Below are 26661 nucleotides of genomic sequence, written 5' to 3' on the forward strand. Positions count from 1 at the left end.
GGGAGTACTACGACGAACCCCGCCCCGGTCGCAGATGTCGTGCATCGCGACCGGGGCGGGGACACCGGTTTGCGGCCAATGATCACCCGCTAGGACGTCGTTGTCCCGCCACCCTCAGGCATGCGCACCTGGTGTTGCGGGTGCTGGTGTCGGCGCAGGCGATTGCGGGCCGCCCGGCAACTGCCCGGGCGCGGGTGGTTTTGGTGCCCCGGGGAGTTGCCCGGGCCCCGGTGCCCCCGGCGGCGGACCGCCCCGGAAGGCGTGGCCCGCCGGCGGCACCGGCATCGGGGGCGGTCCCCCGGGCATCGGACCCCGCAGCGCGCCCGGTCCGGGCGGAGGCGCTTGGTGCCATCTCATGGACGGGCCCCCGCCGCCTGGCCCCGGAGGCGGGGGAGGTCCGAAGGCAAACGCCCAAAGAAACAGCGCCGCGCCCGCGGTTCCCATCGCACCAACGAGTAGGCCCAGCAGGCCCGAGCCCACCAGCATCCCTGTCGAGAAGCGGCGCTGCTGATGTCCGGGCGGGGCGGGCGGCACCGGCGCGGCCGGGGCGGGCGGTGCGGGTGGCGGGGCGGCGCCCTGGCCTGGCGCCTGGGCGCCGATGTTTGGGGTCGTGTTGCTGTCTTGTGCACTCATGGCGATCTCCACTCCGTCGTTGTCGGTGATCGCGACGCTAATTTCCGAACTTGAAGTGGAACTGAAGAATGCCGAGCGCGCCGCACCGCCGAGACCGGACCGGGTGGTTGCGGCGGTCGGATCGGCACCCAGATTGTCGGTTATCGCAAGAAACGTGCGGCGCTTCAGATTGATCTCAGGACCACGCGTTAACAATGGGGCCATGACCGATCGTTCACGAACCGACCACACCGGCAATCGCCAGGTTGCGAGCCGCACGGACCAATTCAGTGTCGGCGCGCCGAGAGTGCTGGTGGTCGAGGATTCCGAGACCATCCGCGAAATGGTCAACGAGGCCCTGGCCGACGTCGGCTACCACACCGACACCCGCTCCGATGGAGAAGGACTGGAAGAAGTTCTGCAGGGCCTACGGCCCGACCTGGTGGTACTCGACGTGATGCTGCCGGGTCGGGACGGATTTGCCCTCATCGACGTCATCCGCGAGTGGGGCGATATCGGCATCGTCTTGATCACCGCCCGCGACGGTCTGCCCGACCGGCTGCGCGGTCTCGACGGAGGTGCCGACGACTATGTGGTCAAACCGTTCGAGCTCGCCGAACTCGTGTCGCGGGTGGGCGCGGTTCTGCGCCGCCGGGGTCGGCTGCCCCGGGTGGTTCAGGTCGGCGATCTGATGCTGGACAGCGAGGCTGGGGTCGCTGCACGCGACGGCCACCAGCTGGACCTGACCGCCACCGAACTCCGACTGCTCGACTTCCTGGTATAACAACGCGGCCGCATCGTGAGCGCCACGCAGATCCTCAATGCCGTGTGGGGCTACGACGCCTACGACGCCAACCTGGTGCAGGTGCATGTCAGCAGCTTGCGCCGCAAGCTCGAAGCGCATGGCCCACGAATTGTGCAGACCGTCCGAGGCATCGGCTACCGGTTGCAGCCGCCGAGGTCATGATGGCCGAGGAGCTCGAATCCCCGGGCGATCCCGAAACCCCCACACCGTCGCTGCAGCGACGGGTGATTCTGCTGGTGGTGACCTTGCTGGCGGTGCTATTGGTGGTGCTGGGTGTGACCATCGACGTCAGCCTGGGCTTGCAGGTTCGGCGGAATCTGCACGATCTGCTGCTGGCGGTCACCTCGCGCGCCGACGCGCTGGCCTCGGTGGGCACCTCTCCGGAACTGATCGCCGCCGAGATCAACGGCGGCAGCGTGCGCGCGCTGCTGGTGACAGCCGACGGTGCTACCTACGGGGACCCCAACATCAGCCCGGACACCACCGCGGGCCCCGCCGTCCCGGCGCTGCCCGGCCCTCCGCCCCTGATTCCGCCCGGGGGCACCAGGGTCCTCATGGCCCCCGCCGCCGCCTCCCCCTCCACCTGGGGGACCGCCGCCGGATGCGACCGCCACGGCGGCGGTACACACCTTGCCGGATGGTTCGCGACTGATCCTGGTCGCCGACACCACGCAGACCACTCAAGTGACCCGCCAGCTGCGCCAGCTGATGATCGGTGCCGGGCTGGTGACCCTGGTAGTGGCGGCACTGCTACTGGTACTGGTCAGCCGGGCGGCATTGGCGCCGCTGGATCGGCTCGCGGCGTTGGCCAAGGACATCACCACCGGAGATCGCGGTTGCCGGCTGCGCCCCAGCCGCGGCGATACCGAACTCGGCCGGGCCGCGAGCGCTTTCGACGGAATGCTGGATGCGCTGGAAGACTCAGAGCTGCGTGCCCAGCAGGCCGCTACGGCCGCGCAGCGCGCCGAGAACGCGACGCGGCAGTTTCTCGTGGATGCCGCCCACGAACTGCGCACTCCGATCGCGGGGATGCAGGTCGCCGCCGAACAACTCGCCAGCAGCGCCGGGCAGCAGCAGGAAGATCCCGCAGCGCGCGGCCAGTACCGCCGCGCCAGCCTGCTGCTCTCTGATGCGCGTCGCGCGGGACGGCTCGTCGCCGACATGCTGGATCTGAGCCGTATCGACGCGGGGCTGCCGCTGGATCGCCACGACACCGACCTGGCCGAGATCGTCGACGCCGAAAGCCAGCGAACCACGATGCTGGCGCCGCAGATCACCGTGACCCGGTCCGGGCTTGGCGCGCTTACCGTTGCGGCCGACCCGACTCGGGTGGCGCAGATCCTGTCCAACTTGCTCGACAACGCGCGCAGATACACCCCGGCCGGGGGAGCCATCGCCATCGATCTGCGGGCCGGCCAAGGAGTGGCCACGGTTACCGTCATCGACACCGGCCCCGGCATCCCCGACGACGCGCGCAACCGCATCTTCGAGCGCTTGGTGCGACTCGATGCCGCGCGCACCCGCGACCATGGTGGTGCGGGCCTGGGTTTGCCGATCGCGCGGGCGCTGGCCCGGGCACACGGGGGCGAGCTGGTTTGTCTACCGCACCAGGGTGGTGCACGATTCCGGCTCACTTTGCCGCTGGCGGTGGCCGGTGGCGTTGAGTGAACGCTCAGGGGGAACCCGGTTCGGTAATGGCGGTCAGGCTCCACCGGTCCAGCCAGGGGCGCACCAGCTCGGCGATTGAGAATGTGGCCGGTGTCGAGCATCCGGGATGTGGGTCGTTGGCATGGCCGGCCCGAATGAGAATGCCGACCGCCACCGCGGTGCCATCGTCGTCCAGGCGGTAGACCGGGCCCCCGGAATCGCCGCATTCGCTGGCCGCCAGAAATGCCACCTTGCTCGCACTGATATCGGTGACTTGCCCACATTCCGCCCGGCCCGTCTTCATCCCGAACTTGCAGAGCAGTTGCCCCACCTTCAGATCGGTGGCTATGCCGGTGACCGGAACAGCCGCCTTGATCGCCGGGGACTGCGGGATCTTTCCGGAATCCAGCGTGATCAGTCCGATGTCGTGGGCTTCCCCGTTGAGGCCCTCGCTGACCGACTGGCTGAAGGTACCGATGTTCACGTATCCGCCGCCCGCGGAGTAGTTGATGCTGACCTTGCTCGCTTCGCCTTCTTTGTTGCAGTGGCCGGCGGTGAGTATCCCTGGTCCGGCCGGCGTTGGTGCGCACCAAGAACCCAGCGGTGCAGCCCATTCCTCCTGACCCGTCGGCGTAGGTGACGGCGATGCCGGTGCCCGGGGCAATGGCACTGGCGCCTGGCAGGGCAACCAGGGGTCGCGCCGGCATCGTGCTCTTGCTTGGCAGCCAGATAGCCGCGACGAATCCGGCCGCGCAGATCAGCGCGGCAATCGTCAGTCGCCCACCGTCGGACTGCCGCCGCTGCGGTGGCGCGGCGTAGGGCACATTCGTGCCGGCGAACATCTGCTCTTGTGTCTCGGGGTGCTGCCTGCGGCGCTGGCTCAGCACCGGCCAGGCTGCCACCGACAGGCACAGCAGCGCTCCGGCCAACAACAACGCGGTGCGAGCCAGGGACGACGGCGAGCCCAGATTCGCGAGCGCGTGCGCACTGACGCCGACCATTGGGTAGATCTTTCAGGCAAAACGGTTTGAGATTCAATACCGGTCTACGACCGGCAGCTGACGGTCAGACGCCCAGCGGCTCGCAAGCCGGCTCGAGAACGGGTCCGTGGTCCGATGGCGCCTGGTGGCGATGGTGCCGTCGATATTGGCGGACCTCGAAGACCAGCCCGCTCATGCCCAGGGCCGCCGTGCATACCGACACCAGAACCAGCAATGGGCTGCCGTCACCGGCGAGCGCACTGCCCAGAATCACCACCGCGACGGTGCCGGGGAGCAAGCCCGCCAGCGTGGACAGCGTGTAGGGGACCACCCGCACCGCCGATGCGCCGGCGCCATAGTTGAGCGCCGCAAACGGCACGGCGGGGATCAGCCGCAGCGACAAGATCGCCAGCCAGCCCCGTTCCCGCAGACGCTCATCGAGCCGGTCGACCGCACCGTGCGGCACCAGCCGGTTCAGCCGCCACCCGGCCGCGCGCACCAGCAGCAGCGCAATCACCGCGCTCGCCGTACTGGCCGTCACCGCAATCACGATGCCCAAGACCGGTCCGAACAGCAGGCCGCCGGCAACGGTGAATGCGGTACGGGGAAAGGGTGGCACCGTGACGACGATGTGGACCAGCAGAAACACCAGGGGTAACCATGGCCCCACCGATGATGCCCAGTCCCGCATCTGCACCGCGGTAGGCAGCGGAACCAGCAATGCCACCGCCACCAGTAGTGTGATTCCTGCCACGGTGCTGACCTTGCGCAGTCGTGACATCTGCCGTGCGGCCGTCCGGAGCGCGAGAGCGATGCCGCGCACCGTATCGGTGGTTTTGCACAGGACAGAGGCTGTCACAATCACCCAGAGTACGGGGCGAAGGTGAATATATCGTTTCTCCCGGCTGGCGTTTCTGGTCACACTGTGAGCGGCAAGGCTGCACCTGGTCACCTAGCCCCCGGCTCCAATCAACTAGCCTTATTAGTTTAGTGGCAGGCCAAGAGCAACCGGAAACAAAGTTGTCAATTGCTGCGTAAATAGGAGCAGTCGGTGTCCATTGATGTACCCGAGCTCGCCGAGCTAGAACAGGTTCGCGAGCGTTGGCGCGGTGCGGTCGCCGGTGTTCTTTCCAAGACCGCGCGGCCGGATTCTGCCGGGTTCGGCGATCAACCCGAACGGCTGCTGAACACTCCCACCTACGACGGAATCGCCATCCGGGCGCTCTACAGTGCCTTCGACGAGTTGCCGGAACCACCGCTGCCGGGCGAGTGGCCCTACGTCCGGGGCGGCGACGCGTTGCGCGACGTCAACTCGGGCTGGAAGGTCGTCGAGGCGGTACCGCAGCCGGATGCGTCCGTGGTGGACGCCAACCAGGCGCTGCTGGGCATGTTGGGTGACGGCGTCAGCGCGCTGCTGGTCCGGGTGGGGGACCACGGCGTGGCGCCTGACCAGCTCGAAGGGCTGCTCGCGGGTGTGTATCTGAACCTGGCGCCGGTGATTGTGGATGCCGGTGCCCAGTACCGGGCGGCCAGCGAGGCGATGCTGCGGTTGGCGGCTGGGCTGGATACCGACCAGCGCGCGACGATGTCGATCGATCTGGGCGCCGATCCGTTGACCGCGACGCTGAGCGGGCGTCCCGCCCCCTCGATTGACGATGTACTCGCGATCGCGGGACGGGTGGCCGGTGATCGAGGCGTGCGGACGATCACCGTCGACGGGCCGGCGTTTCACAATCTGGGCGCGACTGCGGCCTGGGAACTCGCGGCCACCATTGGCGCGGCGGTGGCCTATCTCCGGCTGCTCACCGAATCCGGTCTCTCGATCGGCGACGCGCTGGCACAGATCGGCCTCCGGCTGGCCGCCGATGACGACCAGTTCATGACACTGGCCAAGATGCGAGCCGCGCGCCGGTTGTGGGCCCGGGTCGCCGAGGTCGCCGGTGACCCGGATGGCGGGGCGGCGACGTTGCACGGGGAGACTTCGCTGCCGATGATGACCCAACGCGACCCGTGGGTGAACATGCTGCGTTGCACCCTGGCCGCCTTCGGCGCGGGTGTCGGCGGTGCGGACACCGTGCTGGTTCATCCCTTCGATGTCGCGATTGCGGGTGGCTTTCCGGGTACGGCCACCAGCTTTGCGCGCCGGATCGCCCGCAATACCCAACTGTTGCTGTTGGAGGAGTCCCACGTGGGGCGCGTGTTGGACCCGGCCGGTGGGTCGTGGTTCGTCGAGGACCTCACCGAAGAACTGGCCCAACACGCCTGGCAGCATTTCCAGGCCATCGAGGCGCGTGGCGGATTTGCCAACGCCCATGACTACGTCGCCGGGCAGATCGCCGAGCTCGCCGCACGCCGCGCCGACGACATCGCGCATCGGCGGATCGCGATCACCGGGGTCAACGAATTTCCCAACCTCGACGAACCTGCTCTGCCGCAACCGGATCGCGGTTTCTCGCCCGACGGCTGCGGAAAGCTGTTGCGCTACGGCGCCGAATTCGAGACATTGCGCGATCGATCGGATGCCTACTTGTCCGACACCGGAGCGCGACCGCGGGTGCTGTTGCTGCCACTGGGTCCGCTGGCTGAACACAACATTCGGGCGACTTTCGCATCGAATCTCTTGGCCTCGGGTGGCGTCGAGGCGCTCAATCCGGGAACCGTCGACGCGCAAGGCGTCGCAACGGCGGTAGCTGAGGCGGGTTCGCCGACGGTCGCGGTCATCTGCGGCACCGACCGCCGTTATCGGGACGAGGCGCCCGCCGTGGTCGAGGCGGCAAGATCGGCCGGCATCTCCCGGGTCTACCTGGCCGGACCGCCGGGCGCACTGGACGAGGCGGTTGACGTCGCGAGTCGGCCCGACGAATTCTTGACCGCGAAAATCAATGCGGTGCAAGCCCTGTCCGATCTGCTCACGCGGTTGGGAGCGTAGCCACGATGACTACCACTGCATCGGCCATCGGCAGTTTCGCTGACGTACCACTTCATGGCGAGCGCGCTGTGGCGTCGGCCACCGAAGCGTCGGTGGAGAAACAAGTAGCAGCGACCGCTGCTGCGCACGGGTACGCAACCGATCAACTTCGATGGCAGACGCCGGAAGGTATTGAGGTCAAACCCGTTTACATCGGTGCCGACCGCAGGGCAGCGCAGGCCGACGGCTATCCGGTGAACAGCTTTCCTGGGGAGCCGCCCTATGTGCGGGGCCCGTATCCGACGATGTACGTCAACCAGCCATGGACCATTCGCCAGTACGCCGGCTTCTCCACCGCTGCCGACTCCAATGCGTTCTACCGTCGCAATCTGGCCGCTGGCCAGAAGGGGCTGTCCGTCGCCTTTGATCTGGCGACCCACCGCGGCTACGACTCCGATCACCCCCGTGTTCAGGGCGACGTTGGAATGGCGGGCGTAGCAATCGATTCCATTCTCGACATGAGGCAATTATTCGACGGTATCGACCTATCGTCGGTCTCGGTGTCGATGACCATGAACGGCGCCGTGCTGCCGATCTTGGCGTTGTACGTGGTCGCGGCCGAGGAACAGGGCGTGCCGCCGGAGAAACTGGCCGGCACCATCCAAAACGACATCCTCAAAGAGTTCATGGTGCGCAACACCTACATCTATCCGCCCAAGCCGTCCATGCGGATCATCTCCGACATCTTCGCCTACACCAGCGTGAAAATGCCCAAGTTCAACGCCATCTCGATCTCCGGCTATCACATCCAAGAAGCCGGAGCCACAGCGGATTTGGAGCTGGCATATACCCTTGCCGACGGTGTCGATTACATCAAAGCGGGCCTGGATGCGGGCCTGGACATCGATAAGTTCGCGCCCCGGCTGTCCTTCTTCTGGGGCATCGGGATGAACTTCTTCATGGAGGTCGCCAAACTGCGTGCCGGCCGGTTGTTGTGGAGTGAGCTGGTGGCGAAGTTCGAGCCGAAGAACTCCAAATCGCGGTCGCTGCGTACCCATTCGCAGACCTCAGGCTGGTCGCTGACGGCGCAGGACGTCTTCAACAACGTCGCCCGCACTTGTATCGAGGCGATGGCCGCCACCCAGGGGCACACCCAGTCGTTGCACACCAACGCACTTGACGAGGCGCTGGCACTGCCCACCGACTTCTCCGCACGCATCGCGCGCAACACTCAGCTGCTGCTGCAGCAGGAGTCGGGTACCACGCGCCCGATTGACCCCTGGGCGGGCTCGTACTACGTGGAGTGGCTGACGCACCAGCTTGCGCAGCGGGCACGTGCTCAAATCAACGAGGTTGCCGAACTCGGCGGCATGGCGGCGGCCATCGGCGAGGGGATTCCCAAGCTGCGCATCGAAGAGGCGGCCGCGCGCACCCAGGCGCGCATCGACTCCGGCCAGCAGCCGGTCATCGGGGTGAACAAGTACCAAGTCGACGAGGACCAGCAGATCGAGGTACTCAAGGTCGAAAACAGCCGGGTACGTGCCGAGCAGCTGGCCAAACTGCAAGAACTGCGAGCCGGCCGCGACCAGGCGGCGGTCGATGCCGCCCTGGCCGAGCTCACCCGCGCCGCCGCCGCCCACGGTCGGGCCGGCGATGACGGGTTGGGTAATAATCTGCTCGCGCTGGCCATCGACGCGGCCCGCGCCAAGGCCACCGTCGGAGAGATCTCCGATGCGCTGGAACAGGTGTATGGCCGCCATCAGGCGGAGATCCGCACCATCGCCGGCGTCTACCGGGACGAAGTTCAAGGAGGCGGCAACATCACCCCGCTTTCCAAAGCGACCGAGCTTGTCGAGAAGTTCGCCGAGGCGGACGGCCGTCGCCCCCGCATCCTGGTCGCCAAAATGGGCCAGGACGGCCACGACCGCGGCCAGAAGGTGATCGCGACGGCGTTTGCCGACATCGGGTTCGACGTGGACGTCGGCTCACTGTTCTCCACGCCCGAGGAGGTGGCCCGCGAGGCCGCCGACAACGACGTGCACGTCGTGGGCGTGTCGTCGCTGGCCGCTGGCCACCTGACGTTGGTGCCGGCCTTGCGGGACGCGCTGGCCAAGGTGGGACGGCCGGACATCATGATCGTGGTCGGTGGTGTCATCCCACCGGGCGACTTCGACGAGTTGTACGCCGCCGGGGCCACGGCCATCTATCCGCCCGGCACCGTGATCGCCGACGCCGCCATCGGCCTGTTGCACAAGCTGGCCGAGCGGCTGGGATACCCGCTGGACTAGTGGCCGGTAAAACTACTCGCGTGAGTGTGACGCCATCGCGCATTCCGCCGCGCATCTGCACCAGGGCGTGTCCGATGAGGTGGGGCCGGTGACCTCCCCGGACGACGCCAAGGTCGAGCAACTGGCCGCCGCCGTGCGCAATGGCGACCGTGCCGCGCTGCCACGGGCGATCACGCTGCTGGAGTCCACCCGCGCCGACCATCGGCGGCAGGCCCAAGAGCTGTTGCTGGCACTGCTCCCCGAATCCGGGAAGGCCCATCGGGTGGGTATTACCGGCGTCCCGGGAGTGGGGAAGTCCACCACGATCGAGGCCCTGGGCATGTACCTCATCGAGCAGGGCCACAAGGTGGCCGTGCTGGCGGTGGACCCCTCGTCGACGCGTACCGGCGGATCGATTCTGGGCGACAAGACGCGGATGGCGCGGTTGGCAATGCACCCGGATGCCTACGTCCGGCCCTCTCCGACGTCGGGAACTCTGGGCGGCGTAGCAAAGGCAACGCGGGAATCGGTAGTGCTCTTGGAAGCCGCCGGCTTCGACGTGGTTCTGATCGAAACGGTCGGCGTCGGCCAGTCCGAAGTGGCCGTCGCAAACATGGTCGACACCTTCGTCTTGCTGACTTTGGCGCGCACCGGCGACCAACTACAGGGCATCAAGAAAGGTGTGCTGGAGCTGGCCGACATCGTGGTCGTGAACAAGGCCGATGGGGAACATCTGCGCGATGCGCGTTTGGCAGCCAGGGAGCTGTCCGGCGCTATCAGGCTGATCTACCCACGCGAAACAATCTGGCGGCCACCGGTTCTCACGATGAGCGCGGTGGAAGGAACCGGTCTGACACAGCTGTGGGAAGCTGTCGAGCGCCATCGCCAAGTGCTCACCGAGGCCGGTGAGTTCGAAGCGCGCCGACGCGAACAGCAAGTGGACTGGACATGGCAGATGGTGCGAGATGCGGTGCTGGACCGAGTGCTGTCCAACCCGGACGTGCGCAAGATCCGAGCCGACGTCGAGCGCCGGGTTCGGGCGGGGGAGCTGACTCCCGCTCTGGCCGCCCAGCAAATTTTGGATACCGCGCAGTCCTAACGGAATGGTAAATTAATTCCGGGTTTGACACTGGGCTCTATGAAATCCAAGTAAATTCAAGATGTGACGATAGACATCGGAGTCAATCGCCGCGCGGTTTCTTCCCACGGTGACCCTGACGCAGGCCATCGTGTATCCGGCGCTGCGGACTCTCAATTTGCGTGCGTCGTTCGAATGTTCTCCAGCATGTTTCCCGCTCGCCGGTTTGGTGGGGGAGCGTTGGCAGTCTACCTGGACGGCCAGCCTGTCGTGGACGTGTGGAAAGGGTGGGCGGACCGCAAGGGCGAGGTCCCGTGGTCAGCGGACTCGGCCCCGATGGTGTTCTCGGCCACCAAGGGCATGGCCGCCACCGTGATCCACCGGCTCGCCGATCGGGGGCTGATCGATTACGAGGCGCCGGTCGCGCAGTACTGGCCGGAGTTCGCGGCCAACGGCAAGGAGAAGCTCACCGTCCGCGAGGTGATGCGGCACGCGGCGGGCTTGTCGGGACTGCGCGGTGCCAGCCAGGAAGACCTGCTGGATCACGTCGTGATGGAGGAGCGGCTGGCGGCGGCGGCTCCGGGAAGGCTGCTCGGCAAACCGGCCTAGCACGCGCTTACCTTCGGTTGGTTGATGTCCGGCCTGGCCAGGGCCGTGACCGGCAAGGACATGCGCGTCCTGTTCCGCGAGGAGCTCGCCGAGCCACTGGACACCGACGGTTTTCATCTGGGCCGGCCGCCGGCGGGCTCGCCCACGCAGGTCGCCCAGATCATCATGCCGCAGGACATCGCCGCCAACCCGCTGGTCACCTTTGCGGCGCATAAGATCGCCAACCAGTTCTCCAGCGGATTCCGTTCGATGTACTTTCCGGGCGTCATCGCGACGGTTCAGGGCGAAACCCCCATGCTGGACGCCGAGATTCCGGCCGCCAACGGAGTCGTCACCGCCCGCGCGCTGGCGCGGATGTACGGCGCGATCGCCAACGGCGGCGAGATTGACGGCACCCAGTTCCTGTCGCGGGAGCTGGTGGCGGGGCTGACCGGCGAGCGGCGGCTGCAGCCGGATCGCAATCTCTTCATGCCGATGGCTTTTCACCTGGGCTACCACAGTCTGCCCATCGGCAACGTGATGCCGGGGTTCGGTCACGTCGGGATGGGCGGGTCCGTCGGATGGACAGATCCGGAGACCGGCGTGGCGTTTGCGCTGGTGCACAATCGGCTGTTGACTCCGCTGGTGGCCACCGACCACGCCGGTTTCGTCGCCATCTATGCCCTGATCCGGCAGGCGGCCGCCAAGGCCCGCGAGCGTGGCTACCAGCCGGTCACGGGCATCGGGGCGCCGTACTCGGAGCCGGGAGCCGTCGCGGGCTGAGCCCAGGGGCGTTCTAGCGCTAAGAATCTTCGAGCCGGAAGCCCACCTTCATGGTCACCTGAAAGTGGCCGACGGCGCCGTCAACCAGATGGCCGCGCACTGATTCGACTTCGAACCAGTCCAGGGCGCGCATAGTCTGGGCGGCCCGGGTCAAACCGTTGCGGATTGCCGCGTCGACTCCGTCGGCCGAGCTTCCGACGATCTCGATTACCCGGTAGGTGTGATCGCTCATTTCGTCCCCTTATCTTTGAGTGTTGACGTCCCAAGAGGGTCCGAAGAATCATCTTGCGCCGGTGGTCGGCGCCGGATGAGGCCCGACACGCAGCTGGCTCGGTGCAAATGACCAAGCGCGTCCAGCGTCAGGGGCTGACGTGCATCTCGTAAAAGCGCAGCCGCGCCGTGGGCTTGCCCTGGCCCAGCGACCGGCTCCGGTCAACACCGATTGTGCGGGAGTCGATCTCGAGATTGGTGGCGCTGACGGAATCGGGCGTCTTGATCAGAAACGGCTCCGCGGCGTTGCCGGCGATGAGGCGATAGCTGACGCCGTCCAGGTTCACCGTGAAAGAGGTCAGGGGAACGAGCGATCCCATGAAAAGCCGGTCGATGAAGGTTGGCTCCAGATCAACGCCGACCAGGACGGCCACGTCCGGTCCGCTTGGTTTGGGCACCGGGACGGGCTTGCCGTCGTGGACAACGACTTCTGAGATCGGGGTGAGCGGTCCGCACAGGGGCTGGGTATGGGTGAACAGCGCCCAATGGTCTTCCACCGCGCTGCGGCGGAAATCGCACAGCAGTGCGCGCGAATACAGCGGGTTCTCCTGCACGCCGAGCCGTCCGTTGATACCGGTGGCGGGCGAGGTCGCCGATCGCAGCGACAGGACGAACTGCGGCCCGGCCGCGAGGGTGTCGCGGTTTAGCTTGTCCAGCGCCGGTGTGTAGACCGAGTAGGTCTGGAATATCGGCGCCGGGTGCCAGGCGAAGTCGTAGGCTCACACGGCTGAGGTTTCATCCGGGTCGATGTGAACCGGATCCGGCCCGATCGTCTTGACGAAGCGGCTGGGAATATCATAGAGCCGACGCTGGCGTGCCTTGGCCTCCTCGATATGGCTGCGGGCGTGACCTGGTACGGCGACGGTTGCCAATCGGTCGAGTGCGCGCACTGGTGCCTGTATCACCCCGAGGGGGCGCAGTTCGATCGCCACCACGCCGGCAACAAAGATCACGACGACGGCGACGACGACGAACTTGGCTGCCCGAGGAAGTATTTCGAACACACCCCCCACCGCCATCGCAACGACCATCAGTCCGAGCAGGGCGGCGAAGTGAATCGTGTCGTAGCGTCCGAACGCACTCTTGGCGACAAGCACGGTTGTCACCCCGACCAGCACCACATACTTGCGTGGGATCTGCGGGCTGCCGCGAAAGAACATGACGAAAAGCGCAACGAACCAGACCAGGGTCAAGGTGACGGCGCCGCCGGCATCCAAGGGGATCGGCACTGACTGCGCATCGATGTATCCGGACACGATCTCGGAGCTGAGCCGCAGCCACGTTGGCAGGTTGCCCAGTGGTTGCCCCATGAGCGGCCAGCAGACCGGAACGGTGGCGGCGAACGCGGCGACAGTAGCGCAGTGCCGCCACCGTGCTTTCCAATCCAGCAGCAGCGACATGCCCAGGGCGATGGCCAAGACCACTGGGCCGGTGTTGAACTTGACCAGCAGCTCAAATCCCGCCACCACGCCGAGCGCGGTGGCGGTGATGAAGACCGTCGACCGTTGCGGGTCGGACCGCAACAGGGGAACACTGGCCCACGCCAAGGCCGCCAGCACGACCATTTCGGGGTACATGGTCCCCATCGCGATGGCGGTGACGCCGGTGGTCACGAACGCCAATGCGAGCGATGTCATCGGTGGGTGTCGTTGGCGCAGCGCCGCGGCGATACCCAGGAACAGCGCTGCCACGACGATTACCTGATAGATCGTCGACAGCACGGCCTGAAGCGGTGAGTAGTAGGAACTGTCCTGCAGAAAGGCCAGCGGTCCGTAGGTGAAGACGATTTGGGGTCCCCACGCGAGGTGGCGGATTTGGCCCAGCGCCACCGCGGCCTGCCAGGACGGGTCTACCCCGGTTGGGGCTTCGACGGGTACCTGAGGCCAGAAAAAGACCACGGCAACAAGTGCGGCCAGGCAACGCTGCCAGCGTGCGGAGCCCCATGTCGTCTCCGAAAACCAGGAGCTGGCGCGCTCCGACTGCGTTGAAAGCATGCGTGCAAGTTATCCCGGATCAGGCCCGCATCTCGCTGAAGACCAGGTGGGTGTGTCCGGCCGGACGTTGGTCGAGCCTGAAGAGCCACCTGTCCAGGAGTAAGAAGCGGCCGACCCATGCGACACCGAAGCCAAGCACCTGGGCGAAGAATACGGCGAGGCCATGCACCGGCGTTGGCTCAGCGGCCATCGCGCGGTCGACGAGGTAGGTGAAGCTGGTGGCCAGAACGACGGCAAGCATCACCATCGTCCAGAACAACAGCACCTGCTTGTGCAGATCGCCCCCCGACGTTGCCCGCCAAACGAAGTGCTTGTTGGCGAAGAAGTTGGGAATGGTGGCCACGCCCGCGGCCAGCAGCGAGGCGATGGTGTAGTTGTGCAGCCACGGGCCCAGCACCTGGATGAGGCCCTGTCCGATGGGCAGAAACACCAGCGCTACCGCGCCATAACGCAGCTTTCTGCGCGCTGCTTCGCTGCTGGTGTGCATGATCCAGCCCCCCGCCGGCCCCATGGTCAGCCAAGTTACCTGCAACCAAGTAGGCACGGGCCAGAACTCGAGAATCCGGGCGGGCCGGCGCGGCCGGAATCCGGATCTTCACCATTCAAAAGACAAGCTCGCGGCGCGCGTGAAATGCTGTAGCGAAAGGCTGCCGCCGTCAACGGAGCCGCGGGGAGGACCGGCCTTGTTGGTTCGCGAGAAATGCCGCAGGCTCTGGCGGTGATCTCGTAGGCTCCAACACCATCCATATAGACCTATCTAGACAAACGACCGGCCCTTGTTATGGTCCAACCCCTTAACGAGGCCGAGAGCATGAAGGGGAGGCGGCGGTTCGCGTGACAACTCAACCGTCCGAACGGATCTGTATTGTCGGGGGCGCCGGCCGCGTCGGGCTTCCGCTGGCGCTGGTGCTTGCGGACGAGGGGTACAACGTTGACATCCTCGACACCAACGCCGAAGCCTTGGAAACCATCATGGCCGGGCGGATGCCTTTCATCGAGACCGGAGCCGAGGATCTCCTCAAGCGGCTGCTGCCAACCGGGCGAATCAGCGGTAGCACCGATTCGCAGGTGGTCCGCAACTCCGACATCGTGATCTGTGTGGTGGGGACTCCGGTCGACGAATACCTAACGCCTCAGGCGCACACGTTCTTTCGGGTGATCGATGAGATCAGCCCGTACTTCCACGATGGGCAGACCCTGATCCTGCGAAGCACCGTCTACCCGGAACTGAGCCAGCGGGTCCACGACATGTTCTCCGAACGTGGGATTGGCGTTCACGTCACCTTCTGTCCGGAGCGCATCGCCCAAGGACATTCGATCCGGGAATTGCGGATCATCCCGCAGATCATCAGCGGATTCGACGCCGAGGGACTTCGGGTGGTCCGCGAGCTCTTCTCCGGGATAGCCAGTGAGATCATCAAGGTCGAGCCGCAAGAAGCTGAGCTGGCCAAGCTCTTCTGCAACAGCTACCGCTATATCCAGTTCGCGGTCGCCAACCAGTTTTACCTGCTCAGTCGCGAGGCGGGGCTCGATTTCGACCGAGTTCACCATGCCGCGACCTACAAGAACAGCCGCGTCGACAGCCTGCCGAGGGCCGGACTCGCGGCCGGCCCGTGCTTGCTCAAGGACACCATGCAGCTCGCCGCGTTCAGCAACAACAACTTCATGCTCGGGCATTCGGCCATGCTGATCAACGAAGGCCAGCCGCAGTTCATCGTCAACATGCTCAAGCGCCGGGTTAATCTGCGTGACAAGACGGTTGGCATACTCGGTATGACGTTCAAGGCCGACTGCGACGACACGCGCGACTCGCTCAGCTTTAAACTCAGGCACCTGCTGATGCTGGAAGCAAAGGAAGTGATCTTGCACGACCCATTCCTCGAGGGCAAGGATTACCACCCGCTGCAGACCGTGGTGGACCGGTCCGACGTCATTGTTGTAGGCGTGCCCCACTCCGCCTATCGGGGCCTTCGGGTCCCGCGCGGCAAAGTGGTTGAGGATGTCTGGGGGTGTCTGGACGTCACCGAGCTCGACGTTGACCCGTGCAACGGGGCGAACCTGGCGGACCTGGGGACGGCGGCGGCCCGGTGAAGGTACTGGTAACCGGCAGTGCAGGATTCATCAACGGGTACGTCGTCCAAGAGCTGTTGCAGGCTGGGCACGAAGTGGTCGGCATCGACAACTATTCCAAGTACGGCAAGGTAACGAAGAGCTACGACGACCACCCCAACTACCACTTCGTCGAGGGCGACGTCAAAGACGTTGACCTGATGTTCGACCTGGTCGAGGGTTGCGAGCAGATGGTGGCCAGCGCCGCCCGCATCGGTGGCATCACCTATTTTCACGAGTACGCCTACGACTTGCTGGCCGAGAACGAGCGAATTGCGGCTGCCCACTTTGACACGGCGATCTATGCATACCGCAAGGGTTGGCTGAAGAAGATCAACGTGATCAGTTCTTCCATGGTGTTCGAGAACGCCAGCATTTTCCCGACGCCGGAAAAGCACATCACCGAATGCCCGCCTCCAACAAGCACTTACGGCTTCCAGAAGCTGGCCTGCGAGTACTTCGCCCATGGCGCCTACGAGCAGTACGGGCTGCCGTACACCATCATTCGGCCCTTCAACTGTGTCGGAACCGGTGAACAACGCGCGCTTGGTGGCCGTGAAATCCCAAGCGGAAATGTCAAACTCGCGATGAGCCACGTCGTGCCAGACCTGGTCCAGAAGGTCGTCAAGGGCCAAGATCCGCTGCACATCCTGGGGGACGGTAGCCAGGTACGCCACTACACCTACGGTGGGGACCTGGCCCGGGGGATTCGCACCTGCATGGAGCACCCCGCGGCACTCAACGGCGACTTCAACCTGTCGACCCCGGAAGCCACCACCGTGCTGGAACTGGCAGAAGTGATCTGGCGCAAGATGCGCCCTGACACTCCCTTCCGTTACGAAAGTGATCCGCCATTCGAGCACGACGTGCAGCTGCGCTCTCCCGACGTTCACAAAGCGACCCAGGTACTCGGCTTCGAGGCGACGACTACGCTTGACGCCATGCTCGACGAAGTCATCCCGTGGATCGTGAACGCGGTTGAGGCCGAGACGATCTGACGTGTATTGGTGCTACCCACGAGGACGCCATGCGCATCGCAGGTGAACCCGACCTGCAGCAGCTCTATCGCAATCGCTTTGGCCACGCCCGCGAATCGCGTGCCGCCATTTGGGCCGTACTAGTTCGCGATTTCTTTCAAGCGTGGGTCAGGCGCAGCGACACGGTGCTCGATCTCGGCTGTGGTTACGGCGAGTTCCTCAATCATGTCTGCGCCGCACGTCGGATCGGTGTCGATCTGAATCCCGACAGCGCCGACATGCTCGAGCCCGGCATCGAGTTCCACGGCGGGCGGGCCGATGATCTCAGCTTCTTGGCCGACGAGTCGGTGGATGTGGTTTTCACCAGCAACCTGCTCGAGCACCTGCAGAGCAAGGCCGAGGTGGAGCGCACCATCGCTGAGGCACACCGTGTGCTCACGCCCGGGGGGCACCTCATAGCGATGGGGCCCAATATTCGCTTTCTCAGTGGCGACTATTGGGATTTCTGGGACCACACGGTGCCGATCAGCGACCGTTCGCTCATTGAGGTGCTCGAATCCCAGCATCTGAGGATCGTCGACGACTACGACCGGTTCTTGCCCTATACGACGAGGTCGCCCTGGCCGCAGGCGCCAATCTTGGTGCGGCAGTACCTGCGTTCCCGGGCGGCGTGGCCGATTTTCGGCAAGCAGTTCGTGATTCGTGCCCGCAAAGAACGAACCGACCTCGACGACGAGCGCCTGATCAGCGTGGTGATCCCGGTCTACAACGAGGGCGAGAACATTCAAGTCTGCGTCCGCAGATTGACCGAGGCGTTGTCGGACGTGCCCCACGAATTACTCGTCTGCTACGACTTCGACGAGGACACGACGTTACCGGCGCTCGCGGCGATGCCAGACAAGCCGGGGACGCTGCGGTTGGTCCGCAACTCCATCGGCAAGGGCGTGGCCAATGCCCTGATCGCCGGCTTTGCGGCGGCCCGTGGGGACGTCGTCGTGACCAGCATGGCCGACCTGTCTGATCCGCCGTCGGTGATTCCGTTGATGGCAGCCAAGATTCGCGACGAGGGAGCCGACATCGTCAGCGGTTCGCGGTACATGCCCGGCGGCTCGCAGACCGGCGGGCCCCGGTTGAAGACGCTGATGTCGAGGACGGCCGGGCTCAGCCTGCATTACGTGGGCAGGATGCCCACCCATGATGCGACGACCAACTTCCGCGGATACAGCCGGCGTTTCCTCGATGAAGTTCCAGTGGAGAGCATCAAGGGGTTTGAGGTGGGTTTGGAACTCACCACGAAGGCGCACTTGATGGGCTTTCGCGTCGATGAGGTGCCCAGCAGCTGGGAAGACCGGACCGCCGGCACCAGCAAGTTCGACCTGGTCGGCTGGTTGCCCTCGTATCTGCACTGGTACGGGTTGGCGATGCGGGGTCCGGTGTTGCGCGGGACCACCGGCTCGCTGGCCGCGCTCGGGGCCATGTGGCTCGCGCGCCGGCGCCGCTGTGTTGATGCTCAGCAGAGCCGAAAGACATTGCCGTCGAGGTGAATCGGAGTACGCAGGAATGCCGGCCCGCGCGGCCGCAGGCTCCTGGCCGTGCGCACCTGAACTGCTCCACGGGTGGACTTGCTCCGTGACGACATTGGTGAATGCGAGCGCGCGCGCACTGGCGGCGCGGGCGCTTGGCGAGGACCGAGTGCTTGTCACCGGCGCATCGGGCTGGCTCGGGCGCACCGCACTGGATCTGCTGGCCCCGCTGGGCCTGCCCACGCTGGCCCTGGCCAGCCGGGCCCGGACCATTCGGGTCGGGGATCGCGACATCGATTGCCGGGTATGGGACGAGCGGGAAGTGGCCTCCTTTGCGCCCACGGTCGTGCTGGACTGTGCGTTTCTTACGCGCGACCTAGTCGCCGGCATGCCGCTGGGCGAATATGTTGGCGCCAACCGTGCCCTCACCGAGCGCCTGGTCTACGCGACACAGCTACCCGACGTCCGGCTCGCGCTCACGGTCTCCAGCGGTGCGGCGGTCTATCCGCGAGACGCGCTGATGGACCCGATCGAGGACAACCCGTATGGCTACCTCAAGCGTGAGGCCGAGCAGCGCCTGGCGCAGGCCGCTGCCGAGGCCGGGACGGTGCCCGCAGTCGTGCGGGCCTGGAGTATCTCGGGTGCTCACGTGCAGAAGCCGGAGGCCTACGCGCTGGGGTCGATGATCCGGGCAGCCAGTTCGGGGGCGATCCGGATCACCGCCCGCCGCCCGGTATTCCGTCGGTATTCCCTAGCTGAAGAGCTGCTGGCGGTGGCGATCGCCGAGGGCGGGATTGGCCCGGTCACCATCGACAGCGGCGGCGAGCTGGTGGAGATGGCCGAGCTTGCCGCGCGGGTCGCCGCGGTGGTGCGCCCCGATGCGGTGATCAGCCGCGACGAGATCGATCCCCGCAATCCGGATCAATACCATTCTGACGGCCGGGATTGGCAGCGGCTGTGCCAGAAGTGGGATTTGGCTAGCGCACCCCTTGATCGTCAGATCGAGATCACCGCCCGCGGAGTGCTTGGTATGGCCTAAGCAGTTTCGGCGCAGAGTTGGCGAAATTGCCGGGGATGGTCACTTTTTCGATTATGCAATGTGTGGCGTGTTCGATTGCCTGAGCCGGCGGCGAGGAGCTGAAATATTTTCAGCGGGGGCGTTTTTCGGGTAATCCGCCAATGGTCGATATCGAGACCGGCAAATGCGAACAGTCAAAGTGATCATCGAGTTCTCGATCGGCGAATCCAACGAGTCCAAAACCGCCGCCATGCCCGTGTGCCCTCGGTATGATCCCCGGGAAAGATGCTCTGCAGCGGTGGATTGGATTGGCAATGCGTCTCTCGATCGTAACGACCCTGTACATGTCCGAGCCGTATGTGCTCGAGTTCTACCGGCGAGTTCGCGCGGCGGCGGAGAAGATTACGAGCGACGTCGAGATGATCTTCGTCGATGACGGCTCGCCGGACGGATCGCTTGATCAGGCGGTTTCGTTGCTCGGTAAAGATCCCAGCGTGCGGGTGATTCAGCTGTCACGAAACTTCGGTCATCACAAGGCGATGATGACCGGCTTGGCGCACGCCACCGGTGATCTCGTTTTTCTGATCGACTCAGACCTGGAGGAGGATCCCGCCCTCCTCGAACAGTTCTACGAGAAGCTGATAGCGACCGACGCTGACGTGGTATTTGGTTGCCAGGCGCAGCGCCCTGGCAGCTGGTGGAAGAACTTTGGCCCCAAGATGCACTATCGCGCGTCCGCGATGCTGTGCAACCCACCGCTGCACGAAAACGTCCTCACCGTCCGGTTGATGAGAGCCGATTATGTGCGCTGTCTGGTCCAGCACCAGGAGCGAGAACTCTCGATCGCCGGCCTGTGGCAGATTACGGGTTTCAATCAGATTCCGATGTCTGTGCACAAGGCGTCGAAGGGAACAACCACATATACCTTCGCGCACAAGGTCAAGGCGTTGGTCGACAATGTCACATCATTTAGTAACAAACCCCTGGTCTTCATTTTCTATCTCGGTGCTGTAATTTTCATGATTTCCAGCTTGGCCGCGGGATACTTGATCATCGATCGGCTTTTCTTCCGGGTCTTGCTCGGTGGTTGGCCGTCATTGATTGTTTCCATCTGGATGCTGGGGTGGCCTGACGATTTTCTGCCTGGGGCTGATTGGAATCTATATTTCGAAGATCTTCACCGAAACCAAGCAGCGGCCGTACACGATAATCCGAAGAATCTACGGGCCGAACTTCACGTCCCAGGGGCCGGCGTCGCTTGAGGCCGCTTTCCGCGCCATGCCCCCGGCGAGCTGGGAACGCTTCGGCGCGGATCCGGTTCGTTCGCCGCGGGGCGATCGAGGGCTATGACAGCCGTCGAGTGTGATGCCAGTCCATGGCTGGTCCAGCTGCAGGACGCGCTGCACTGCGTAGGTTACGCAGTTGTCGAAGATGTGCTTGATGCGGGGTTTCTCGCCACAACCCGCGATCGTATGTACCTGGTGCAGGAGCGAATTCTCAGCGAGATCGGCCAGGAGCGCAGGGCTCCGGCGTTGTTGATTAGCAGGCTTGTGAGCTGGGGAATTGTGGATTGAGGAGGTCTAGGCGGCGGTTGGCGGTCAAAGCGGTGATCCGGCAGGCTTCGGCGATGTTGTCGGCGCCGTTGAGGCGGTGCAGATTGATCGCGGTGTTGCGTAGCGTTGCTAGGACCTGTGCGCCGTTTCCGGTATGTGCCCTTTGACGGTCTTCGTCGAAGGTGACGTCGCGTATCCAGTGCAGGCTGTTCTCGATTCCCCAGTGTTGACGCATCCAGGTCATGATCGCGGTAGGGCGGGCGTGCTCGAACGGCAGGCTGCAGATGGCATAGACCACCTCCACGCTGCGCTGGTCGGTGGCGGTGATCAAGCGTTCACGAGTGATCCGGATGATTTGTTTTGCGTAGGGGAAGCCGATTCCTCGTGCAGCGGTGATGATTTGCAGGGTGCGGGTCTCGACACGGCCGTGGCCGCGGGAGTCGTCGGTAGCGGCTGCGGGCACCTCGGCCCAGGGCAGCGCGGTGATACGCGCAAATATTTTGGCTTGGTTGGACTTGACGATCATCAGGTAGTGCGACTTCAAGGTGGCGCAGATCAACTTCGCGGTGACGACCTGGGTATGCATCGCATCCACGGTGACCAGCCACCGCAAGCTACCCGGCAGCAGCGTGAGCAGGGCACGTGCGCAGGGAATTTCATTGCTTTTCTCGGCGACAGCGAGTTGACCGAGCACCAATCGGGCACGGTGGGCGAACACCGACACGAGATGCGTGGCTGTCGCTTTGGCGCGTAAAGCACCACGCAGCATCTTGCCGTCCAACGCGATCGGCACCAATCCACTGGGGTCGCTGCTGGCCACGTGTGCAGTGAAGTAACTGCCCATCCTGGCGTTGAGGTCGGCGGGGTCTAGCCGAGACAAAACAGCGCGGAAGGTCTTCTCACTGGGCCGCCGGAACCGGACCCCTAATTGGGCCAACACATCATCGGGAGCGGTGGCCGCCCATGTGGCAAAACCAGCATAGCCGCGCATCCCCGCGGCAGTGGCCAGAACCGCGATCGCCAACAAAGCCATCAGCGAATACCTCCGACCGCGTGGGTCCCTCGGGTCTGGCACCGAGGCCAACACATCGAGAAACTCCGATCCGATGAGCTCGCTGCGCTCACCAGGACTCCAGCGGTCGAACACCTCTGGAACCGACGACACACGCAATACTGAAACGGTAGGCACGGGCAACTCCAGACCAACGACGAACAGTAACCAACTCGATCGTTCTCCAGATAGCCCGTGCCTACACTCCGGCCCCAATAGCGCGGCACCAAAGATCATCAACCCAGCTCACAAGCCTGCTAATCAACAACGCCGGAGCCCTGGCTGGAATCTTGCCGTCACCGTACCCTGGAAAAATGCCATTGGCCTTGCCATTAGCCAAGCGGGCGGGCCGTTCAAGCGTTGGTCCACATTCCCGGTTGTTCCGCTGGACGAGGGGGATCCGTACTCAATTTCGTATCCCTGGGTAATCCGGGATGACGACAAATATCGCATGTGGTACGGCTCGAATGTGCGTTGGGAACAGAAGACAAAAAACATGGACGGACTTCCGCACGTGATTAAGAGTGCGGAGTCGATCGATGCCATCCACTGGGAGAAACAAGAACTGGTCGCTATTGATACAGCCGGATGTGATGACATCGCTGCCGCCCGGCCCTGCGTCGTCCGCGATCCCGGGTTGTACAGAATGTGGTATTGCGCGCGTGGCGCACAATACAGCATTTATCACGCGGTGTCGGAGGACGGCGTGATATGGACGCAACTCGGTAAAGACAACGGTATTGATGCCTCGCCTGGCGAGTGGGACGCTAATTCGGTCGGGTACCCTTGCGTCTTCGACCATAAAGGACAGCGTTTTCTGATTTATCCAGGCGATGGCTATGGTCGCACAGGATTCGGTCTAGCAGTTCTGGATGATTAGCGTGTGATGGATGGCGGCTGCGGCGCCCGGATCTAGCCGAACGTGTAACAGCAGACGTCCCCGGTTCTACCCTGTGGCGCAACACCCAAGACGTCAAAGTCGGGGCAGCGCAGGATCGCATAGTTGGCCTTCATCTCGATAGCGGCGTCGTGGGCGCTCATGCCAACAAGATTTGCCTGCAGATGAAGGTAGGTCAGCGGAATGGTCATTGGCCTGGAGTAAACGCCCGCCTGGGTGAGATCGTCGACGATGATACGGCCCCGCCCTAGGTCCATTTTGCACACCCGCGCCAGTTTGGCGGTGTCGCGCGATACTTGCGGCCACCTGCGCAGGACGGATAGCGATGGGCCCTCATACCCGTTCGCCAACGGCCGTACGAACAGGAATGCGTTGAATATCAACGAGGCCCCGACCACGATTCCAACGAGGACGCTAGCGCCCTTGGTGAAGCGGAGAGCGAGGGGACCGGAGACCGACGCGAGAATCAGGCAAGCGGCGACCGACGTCAAGTGGTTCAAGTAGAAATTTCTATAGAAGGCGTGCTGTGCGTCGTAGACAAAGAGAATTGCTACGGGAAGCGTGATCAGTGCCGCGATGACGACCGGCTGATTCTTCTCGAACCGTTCGGGAAACGTGGTGTCCCTGGAGCGGAACCGGATCGACTTGCCGCAGCGAATGGACGCCATCGTCAGGAGGTAAAGGACAAGCCCCGCCAAGAGGACGACGACCACCGAGATGAACAGGTTCATCACGGTGACGGGCCGCTCGGGGCATCGACGCCAGGGAGAAAACGGATTGGAAAAAGTGGCGCATAGACAAAGCTGCCAACATAGGAGCGTGCGGTGTTGGCCAGCGCCACAGCCAAATTCCGTGCGCCGAGGTCGGAGCCATCAAAAGCCAGGCTCCGCCAGAACGCCTCAATCTCGGGGTGCTTAGTGCAGGCCGAATGGTGCAGCTTCATGGCCGGAGGAACGAACAGCACGAACGGAACGGCGGCCGCCAGCAATCCCACGGACCCGAACCGGCGCACGGCTAGGCGAGCCAAGAGGTAGGCGGTGAGGGGCAGAAACAGTAATCCCTGGACATGGGACCACACCGACAGCGCAGCAGCCAGGAGCAATCCGATGGCAACGCCTAGGTCTCCCGCCACGCCGGTTCGTCTACTCGTCAGCCGTGCCGCGGCAACGAGACAGGACAGGAGTTGGAGTTCCAGCGCAAATTCATATCGAACGAAGATCAGACCGGCCCCGGCCACCCCCACGAACGAAGCCAGAACCAGGTAGCCGGCAGCTGGATTCCGATTGCTAGCCGCTTGGCGGACTGCCATGAACACCACGGCCAACACGGCTGCGAAAGACAGGATGCGCATTTCAAGCGGCGACAGAATGCGCATGGTTTGGCCGAGCAGCCAGGCGACCGGTTCCAAAACGAGCGGAACCGTTTTTATGTTGGACGGGCACATCTCATAGAGGCCATAGATGACCCCATGGTCGGGGATGATGCGCCCAAACTGTTGGCGATAGGCGATCTCGTCGGGATAGATCGGCGACAGTGCCCAGATGCCCAGGCAGAAGAACGCGGCTGCCGTTGCCTTCAGAGCGCGACGACGAGCCGTCGATGGCCCAGTTTCCTCGGCAGGCTCGGCGGCGGGAGGAGAGGAGTCTGTCACTTCGCCGCTCATTCACGCGCCGAACGTCAAGATGCGCGTCAAGGCGTCGACGACCCGGTTCTGATCGGCCTCCTGCAGTCCGACCCACATCGGCAGACGGATCAGCCGGGAAGACGAGTCGTTCGTGACGGTCAGGTCACCGCTGGTACGGCCGTAGCGACGGCCGGCCGGCGAATCGTGCAGGGGCACGTAGTGAAAGACGGCGTTTATGTCTTCCTTTGCCAGCGCGGCGAGCACACCCGCGCGATCGGTGCCCGGTGCCAGCAGCACGTAGTACATGTGGGCGTTGTGAGAGCAGCCTTCGGGGATGATCGGGCGGCGTAGGAGCCCGCGTTGCTCCAATGATTCGAAACCTGCGTGATAGTAGTTCCACAGGTCCAACCTGGAGCGGGTGATCCGCTCGGCGTCCTCGAACTGTGCCCACAGAAAGGCCGCGATCAGCTCGCTCGACAGGTACGAAGAACCCTTGTCCTGCCACGTGTACTTGTCCACCTCCTTGCGCAGGAAGCGGCTGCGATTGGTCCCTTTGTCCCGGAGAATCTCTGCCCGATATATGTACTCTTCGGAGTTCACCAGCAAAGCGCCTCCCTCACCCGAAATCCAGGGTTCCGGCGTTGTTGATTAGCAGGCTTGTGAGCTGGGTTGATGATCTTTGGTGCCGCGCTATTGGGGCCGGAGTGTAGGCACGGGCTATCTGGAGAACGATCGAGTTGGTTACTGTTCGTCGTTGGTCTGGAGTTGCCCGTGCCTACCGTTTCAGTATTGCCTGTGTCGTCGGTTCCAGAGGTGTTCGACCGCTGGAGTCCTGGTGAGCGCAGCGAGCTCATCGGATCGGAGTTTCTCGATGTGTTGGCCTCGGTGCCAGACCCGAGGGGCCCACGCGGTCGGAGGTATTCGCTGGTGGCTTTGTTGGCGATCGCGGTTCTGGCCACTGCCGCGGGGATGCGCGGCTATGCTGGTTTTGCCACATGGGCGGCCACCGCTCCCGATGATGTGTTGGCCCAATTAGGGGTCCGGTTCCGGCGGCCCAGTGAGAAGACCTTCCGCGCTGTTTTGTCTCGGCTAGACCCCGCCGACCTCAACGCCAGGATGGGCAGTTACTTCACTGCACACGTGGCCAGCAGCGACCCCAGTGGATTGGTGCCGATCGCGTTGGACGGCAAGATGCTGCGTGGTGCTTTACGCGCCAAAGCGACAGCCACGCATCTCGTGTCGGTGTTCGCCCACCGTGCCCGATTGGTGCTCGGTCAACTCGCTGTCGCCGAGAAAAGCAATGAAATTCCCTGCGTACGTGCCCTGCTCACGCTGCTGCCGGGTAGCTTGCGGTGGCTGGTCACCGTGGATGCGATGCATACCCAGGTCGTCACCGCGAAGTTGATCTGCGCCACCTTGAAGTCGCACTACCTGATGATCGTCAAGTCCAACCAAGCCAAAATATTTGCGCGTATCACCGCGCTGCCCTGGGCCGAGGTGCCCGCAGCCGCTACCGACGACTCCCGCGGCCACGGCCGTGTCGAGACCCGCACCCTGCAAATCATCACCGCTGCACGAGGAATCGGCTTCCCCTACGCAAAACAAATCATCCGGATCACTCGTGAACGCTTGATCACCGCCACCGACCAGCGCAGCGTGGAGGTGGTCTATGCCATCTGCAGCCTGCCGTTCGAGCACGCCCGCCCTACCGCGATCATGACCTGGATGCGTCAACACTGGGGAATCGAGAACAGCCTGCACTGGATACGCGACGTCACCTTCGACGAAGACCGTCAAAGGGCACATACCGGAAACGGCGCACAGGTCCTAGCAACGCTACGCAACACCGCGATCAATCTGCACCGCCTCAACGGCGCCGACAACATCGCCGAAGCCTGCCGGATCACCGCTTTGACCGCCAACCGCCGCCTAGACCTCCTCAATCCACAATTCCCCAGCTCACAAGCCCGCTAATC

15 protein-coding genes and 8 pseudogenes are annotated in these 26661 nt (G+C 64.1%); 14 read left to right on the forward strand and 9 right to left on the reverse strand.

Annotated features, from left to right (window positions below):
* Positions 1-835 precede the first annotated feature (835 nt).
* Together MPSD_RS11480 and MPSD_RS11485 are read left to right on the forward strand one after the other, a co-directional pair.
* A pseudogene (locus MPSD_RS11480) lies at positions 836-1579 on the forward strand (response regulator transcription factor).
* Positions 1579-3085 (forward strand): annotated as a pseudogene (locus tag MPSD_RS11485) (ATP-binding protein). Before MPSD_RS11480 ends, MPSD_RS11485 begins: the two co-directional pseudogenes overlap by 1 nt.
* 4 nt (positions 3086-3089) lie before the next feature.
* On the opposite strand, the pseudogene MPSD_RS11490 reads toward MPSD_RS11485, so the two are convergent.
* Positions 3090-4065 (reverse strand): annotated as a pseudogene (locus MPSD_RS11490) (S1 family peptidase).
* Between the two features lie 64 nt (positions 4066-4129).
* A complete protein-coding gene (locus tag MPSD_RS11495) occupies positions 4130-4903 on the reverse strand; it encodes a TVP38/TMEM64 family protein (protein ID WP_012394052.1) in 774 nt (257 codons plus the stop codon).
* Between the two features lie 192 nt (positions 4904-5095).
* Here MPSD_RS11495 and mutA point away from each other — a divergent pair, with 192 nt between their 5' ends.
* From mutA to lipL, 4 genes and pseudogenes are all read left to right on the forward strand, one after another.
* Positions 5096-6973 (forward strand): methylmalonyl-CoA mutase small subunit, encoded by a 1878-nt coding sequence (gene mutA, locus MPSD_RS11500; RefSeq protein ID WP_119571726.1) that lies wholly within the window; start codon positions 5096-5098, stop codon positions 6971-6973.
* A gap of 5 nt (positions 6974-6978) precedes the next feature.
* Positions 6979-9240 (forward strand): methylmalonyl-CoA mutase, encoded by a 2262-nt coding sequence (gene scpA, locus MPSD_RS11505; RefSeq protein ID WP_020787777.1) that lies wholly within the window; start codon positions 6979-6981, stop codon positions 9238-9240.
* 88 nt (positions 9241-9328) lie between these two features.
* Entirely contained in the window at positions 9329-10318 is a 990-nt protein-coding gene (gene meaB, locus MPSD_RS11510; protein WP_015356067.1) for a methylmalonyl Co-A mutase-associated GTPase MeaB, read from the forward strand.
* 63 nt (positions 10319-10381) lie between these two features.
* A pseudogene (gene lipL / locus MPSD_RS11515) lies at positions 10382-11668 on the forward strand (esterase/beta-lactamase LipL).
* A 19-nt stretch (positions 11669-11687) separates the two neighbouring features.
* Here the strand turns inward: lipL and MPSD_RS11520 are convergent.
* From MPSD_RS11520 to MPSD_RS11530, 4 genes are all read right to left on the reverse strand, one after another.
* Positions 11688-11900: a dodecin gene (locus MPSD_RS11520; RefSeq protein WP_011739649.1), complete on the reverse strand. Its 213-nt coding sequence runs from the start codon at positions 11898-11900 to the stop codon at positions 11688-11690.
* A gap of 127 nt (positions 11901-12027) precedes the next feature.
* Positions 12028-12492 carry a hypothetical protein gene (locus MPSD_RS29225; RefSeq protein WP_232022815.1) on the reverse strand — a complete coding sequence of 155 codons (465 nt, stop codon included), beginning with the start codon at positions 12490-12492 and terminating at the stop codon, positions 12028-12030.
* A gap of 165 nt (positions 12493-12657) precedes the next feature.
* Positions 12658-13932 (reverse strand): hypothetical protein, encoded by a 1275-nt coding sequence (locus MPSD_RS11525; protein ID WP_232022816.1) that lies wholly within the window; start codon positions 13930-13932, stop codon positions 12658-12660.
* Positions 13933-13951: 19 nt separating this feature from the next.
* Positions 13952-14476 (reverse strand): GtrA family protein, encoded by a 525-nt coding sequence (locus MPSD_RS11530; RefSeq protein ID WP_232022817.1) that lies wholly within the window; start codon positions 14474-14476, stop codon positions 13952-13954.
* Positions 14477-14766: 290 nt separating this feature from the next.
* Between MPSD_RS11530 and MPSD_RS11535 the strand changes: the two genes are divergently transcribed.
* The 6 genes and pseudogenes from MPSD_RS11535 to MPSD_RS11560 form a co-directional block, all read left to right on the forward strand.
* The gene (locus MPSD_RS11535; protein ID WP_020787771.1) at positions 14767-16023 is read left to right on the forward strand and encodes a nucleotide sugar dehydrogenase; all 1257 of its coding nucleotides are present in this window, start codon (positions 14767-14769) and stop codon (positions 16021-16023) included.
* Entirely contained in the window at positions 16020-17039 is a 1020-nt protein-coding gene (locus tag MPSD_RS11540; RefSeq protein ID WP_086085694.1) for an NAD-dependent epimerase/dehydratase family protein, read from the forward strand. Before MPSD_RS11535 ends, MPSD_RS11540 begins: the two co-directional genes overlap by 4 nt.
* 29 nt (positions 17040-17068) lie before the next feature.
* Complete coding sequence (locus MPSD_RS11545; protein WP_020787769.1) at positions 17069-18562, forward strand: glycosyltransferase; 1494 nt, start codon at positions 17069-17071, stop codon at positions 18560-18562.
* An 85-nt stretch (positions 18563-18647) separates the two neighbouring features.
* Positions 18648-19580 (forward strand): NAD-dependent epimerase/dehydratase family protein, encoded by a 933-nt coding sequence (locus MPSD_RS11550; RefSeq protein ID WP_020787768.1) that lies wholly within the window; start codon positions 18648-18650, stop codon positions 19578-19580.
* 293 nt (positions 19581-19873) lie between these two features.
* A pseudogene (gene losA, locus MPSD_RS11555) lies at positions 19874-20909 on the forward strand (glycosyltransferase LosA).
* Positions 20906-21091: pseudogene (locus MPSD_RS11560) on the forward strand (phytanoyl-CoA dioxygenase family protein); the annotation flags it as partial. The pseudogenes losA and MPSD_RS11560, both read left to right, overlap by 4 nt.
* Positions 21092-21098: 7 nt before the next feature.
* Here MPSD_RS11560 and MPSD_RS11565 read toward each other — a convergent pair.
* Positions 21099-22301, reverse strand: a complete 1203-nt coding sequence (locus tag MPSD_RS11565; protein WP_420811902.1) for an ISAs1-like element IS2404/ISMul1 family transposase — start codon at positions 22299-22301, stop codon at positions 21099-21101.
* A 142-nt stretch (positions 22302-22443) separates the two neighbouring features.
* On the opposite strand from MPSD_RS11565, the pseudogene MPSD_RS11575 reads away from it, so the two are divergent.
* Positions 22444-23043, forward strand: a pseudogene (locus MPSD_RS11575) (mmar_2318 family lipooligosaccharide biosynthesis protein); the annotation flags it as partial.
* Between the two features lie 32 nt (positions 23044-23075).
* Here the strand turns inward: MPSD_RS11575 and MPSD_RS31035 are convergent.
* Both MPSD_RS31035 and MPSD_RS11585 read right to left on the reverse strand, forming a co-directional pair.
* Positions 23076-24724 (reverse strand): annotated as a pseudogene (locus tag MPSD_RS31035) (mmar_2319 family lipooligosaccharide biosynthesis protein).
* A complete protein-coding gene (locus tag MPSD_RS11585) occupies positions 24725-25285 on the reverse strand; it encodes a DegT/DnrJ/EryC1/StrS family aminotransferase (protein ID WP_020787759.1) in 561 nt (186 codons plus the stop codon). It abuts the pseudogene before it with no gap.
* A gap of 171 nt (positions 25286-25456) precedes the next feature.
* Here MPSD_RS11585 and MPSD_RS11595 point away from each other — a divergent pair, with 171 nt between their 5' ends.
* Positions 25457-26659 (forward strand): ISAs1-like element IS2404/ISMul1 family transposase, encoded by a 1203-nt coding sequence (locus MPSD_RS11595; RefSeq protein ID WP_420811903.1) that lies wholly within the window; start codon positions 25457-25459, stop codon positions 26657-26659.
* Positions 26660-26661: the final 2 nt, after the last annotated feature.

The organism is Mycobacterium pseudoshottsii JCM 15466 (assembly GCF_003584745.1).
Lineage (GTDB): Bacteria > Actinomycetota > Actinomycetes > Mycobacteriales > Mycobacteriaceae > Mycobacterium > Mycobacterium marinum.

What these genes read in the sequence shown, in the direction of transcription:
- MPSD_RS11520 (WP_011739649.1), bottom strand. Translation starts at nt 11,900, where the DNA reads ATGAGCGATCACACCTACCGGGTAATCGAGATCGTCGGAAGCTCGGCC.
- scpA (WP_020787777.1), top strand. Translation starts at nt 6,979, where the DNA reads ATGACTACCACTGCATCGGCCATCGGCAGTTTCGCTGACGTACCACTT.
- MPSD_RS11545 (WP_020787769.1), top strand. Translation starts at nt 17,069, where the DNA reads ATGCGCATCGCAGGTGAACCCGACCTGCAGCAGCTCTATCGCAATCGC.
- MPSD_RS11525 (WP_232022816.1), bottom strand. Translation starts at nt 13,932, where the DNA reads ATGCTTTCAACGCAGTCGGAGCGCGCCAGCTCCTGGTTTTCGGAGACG.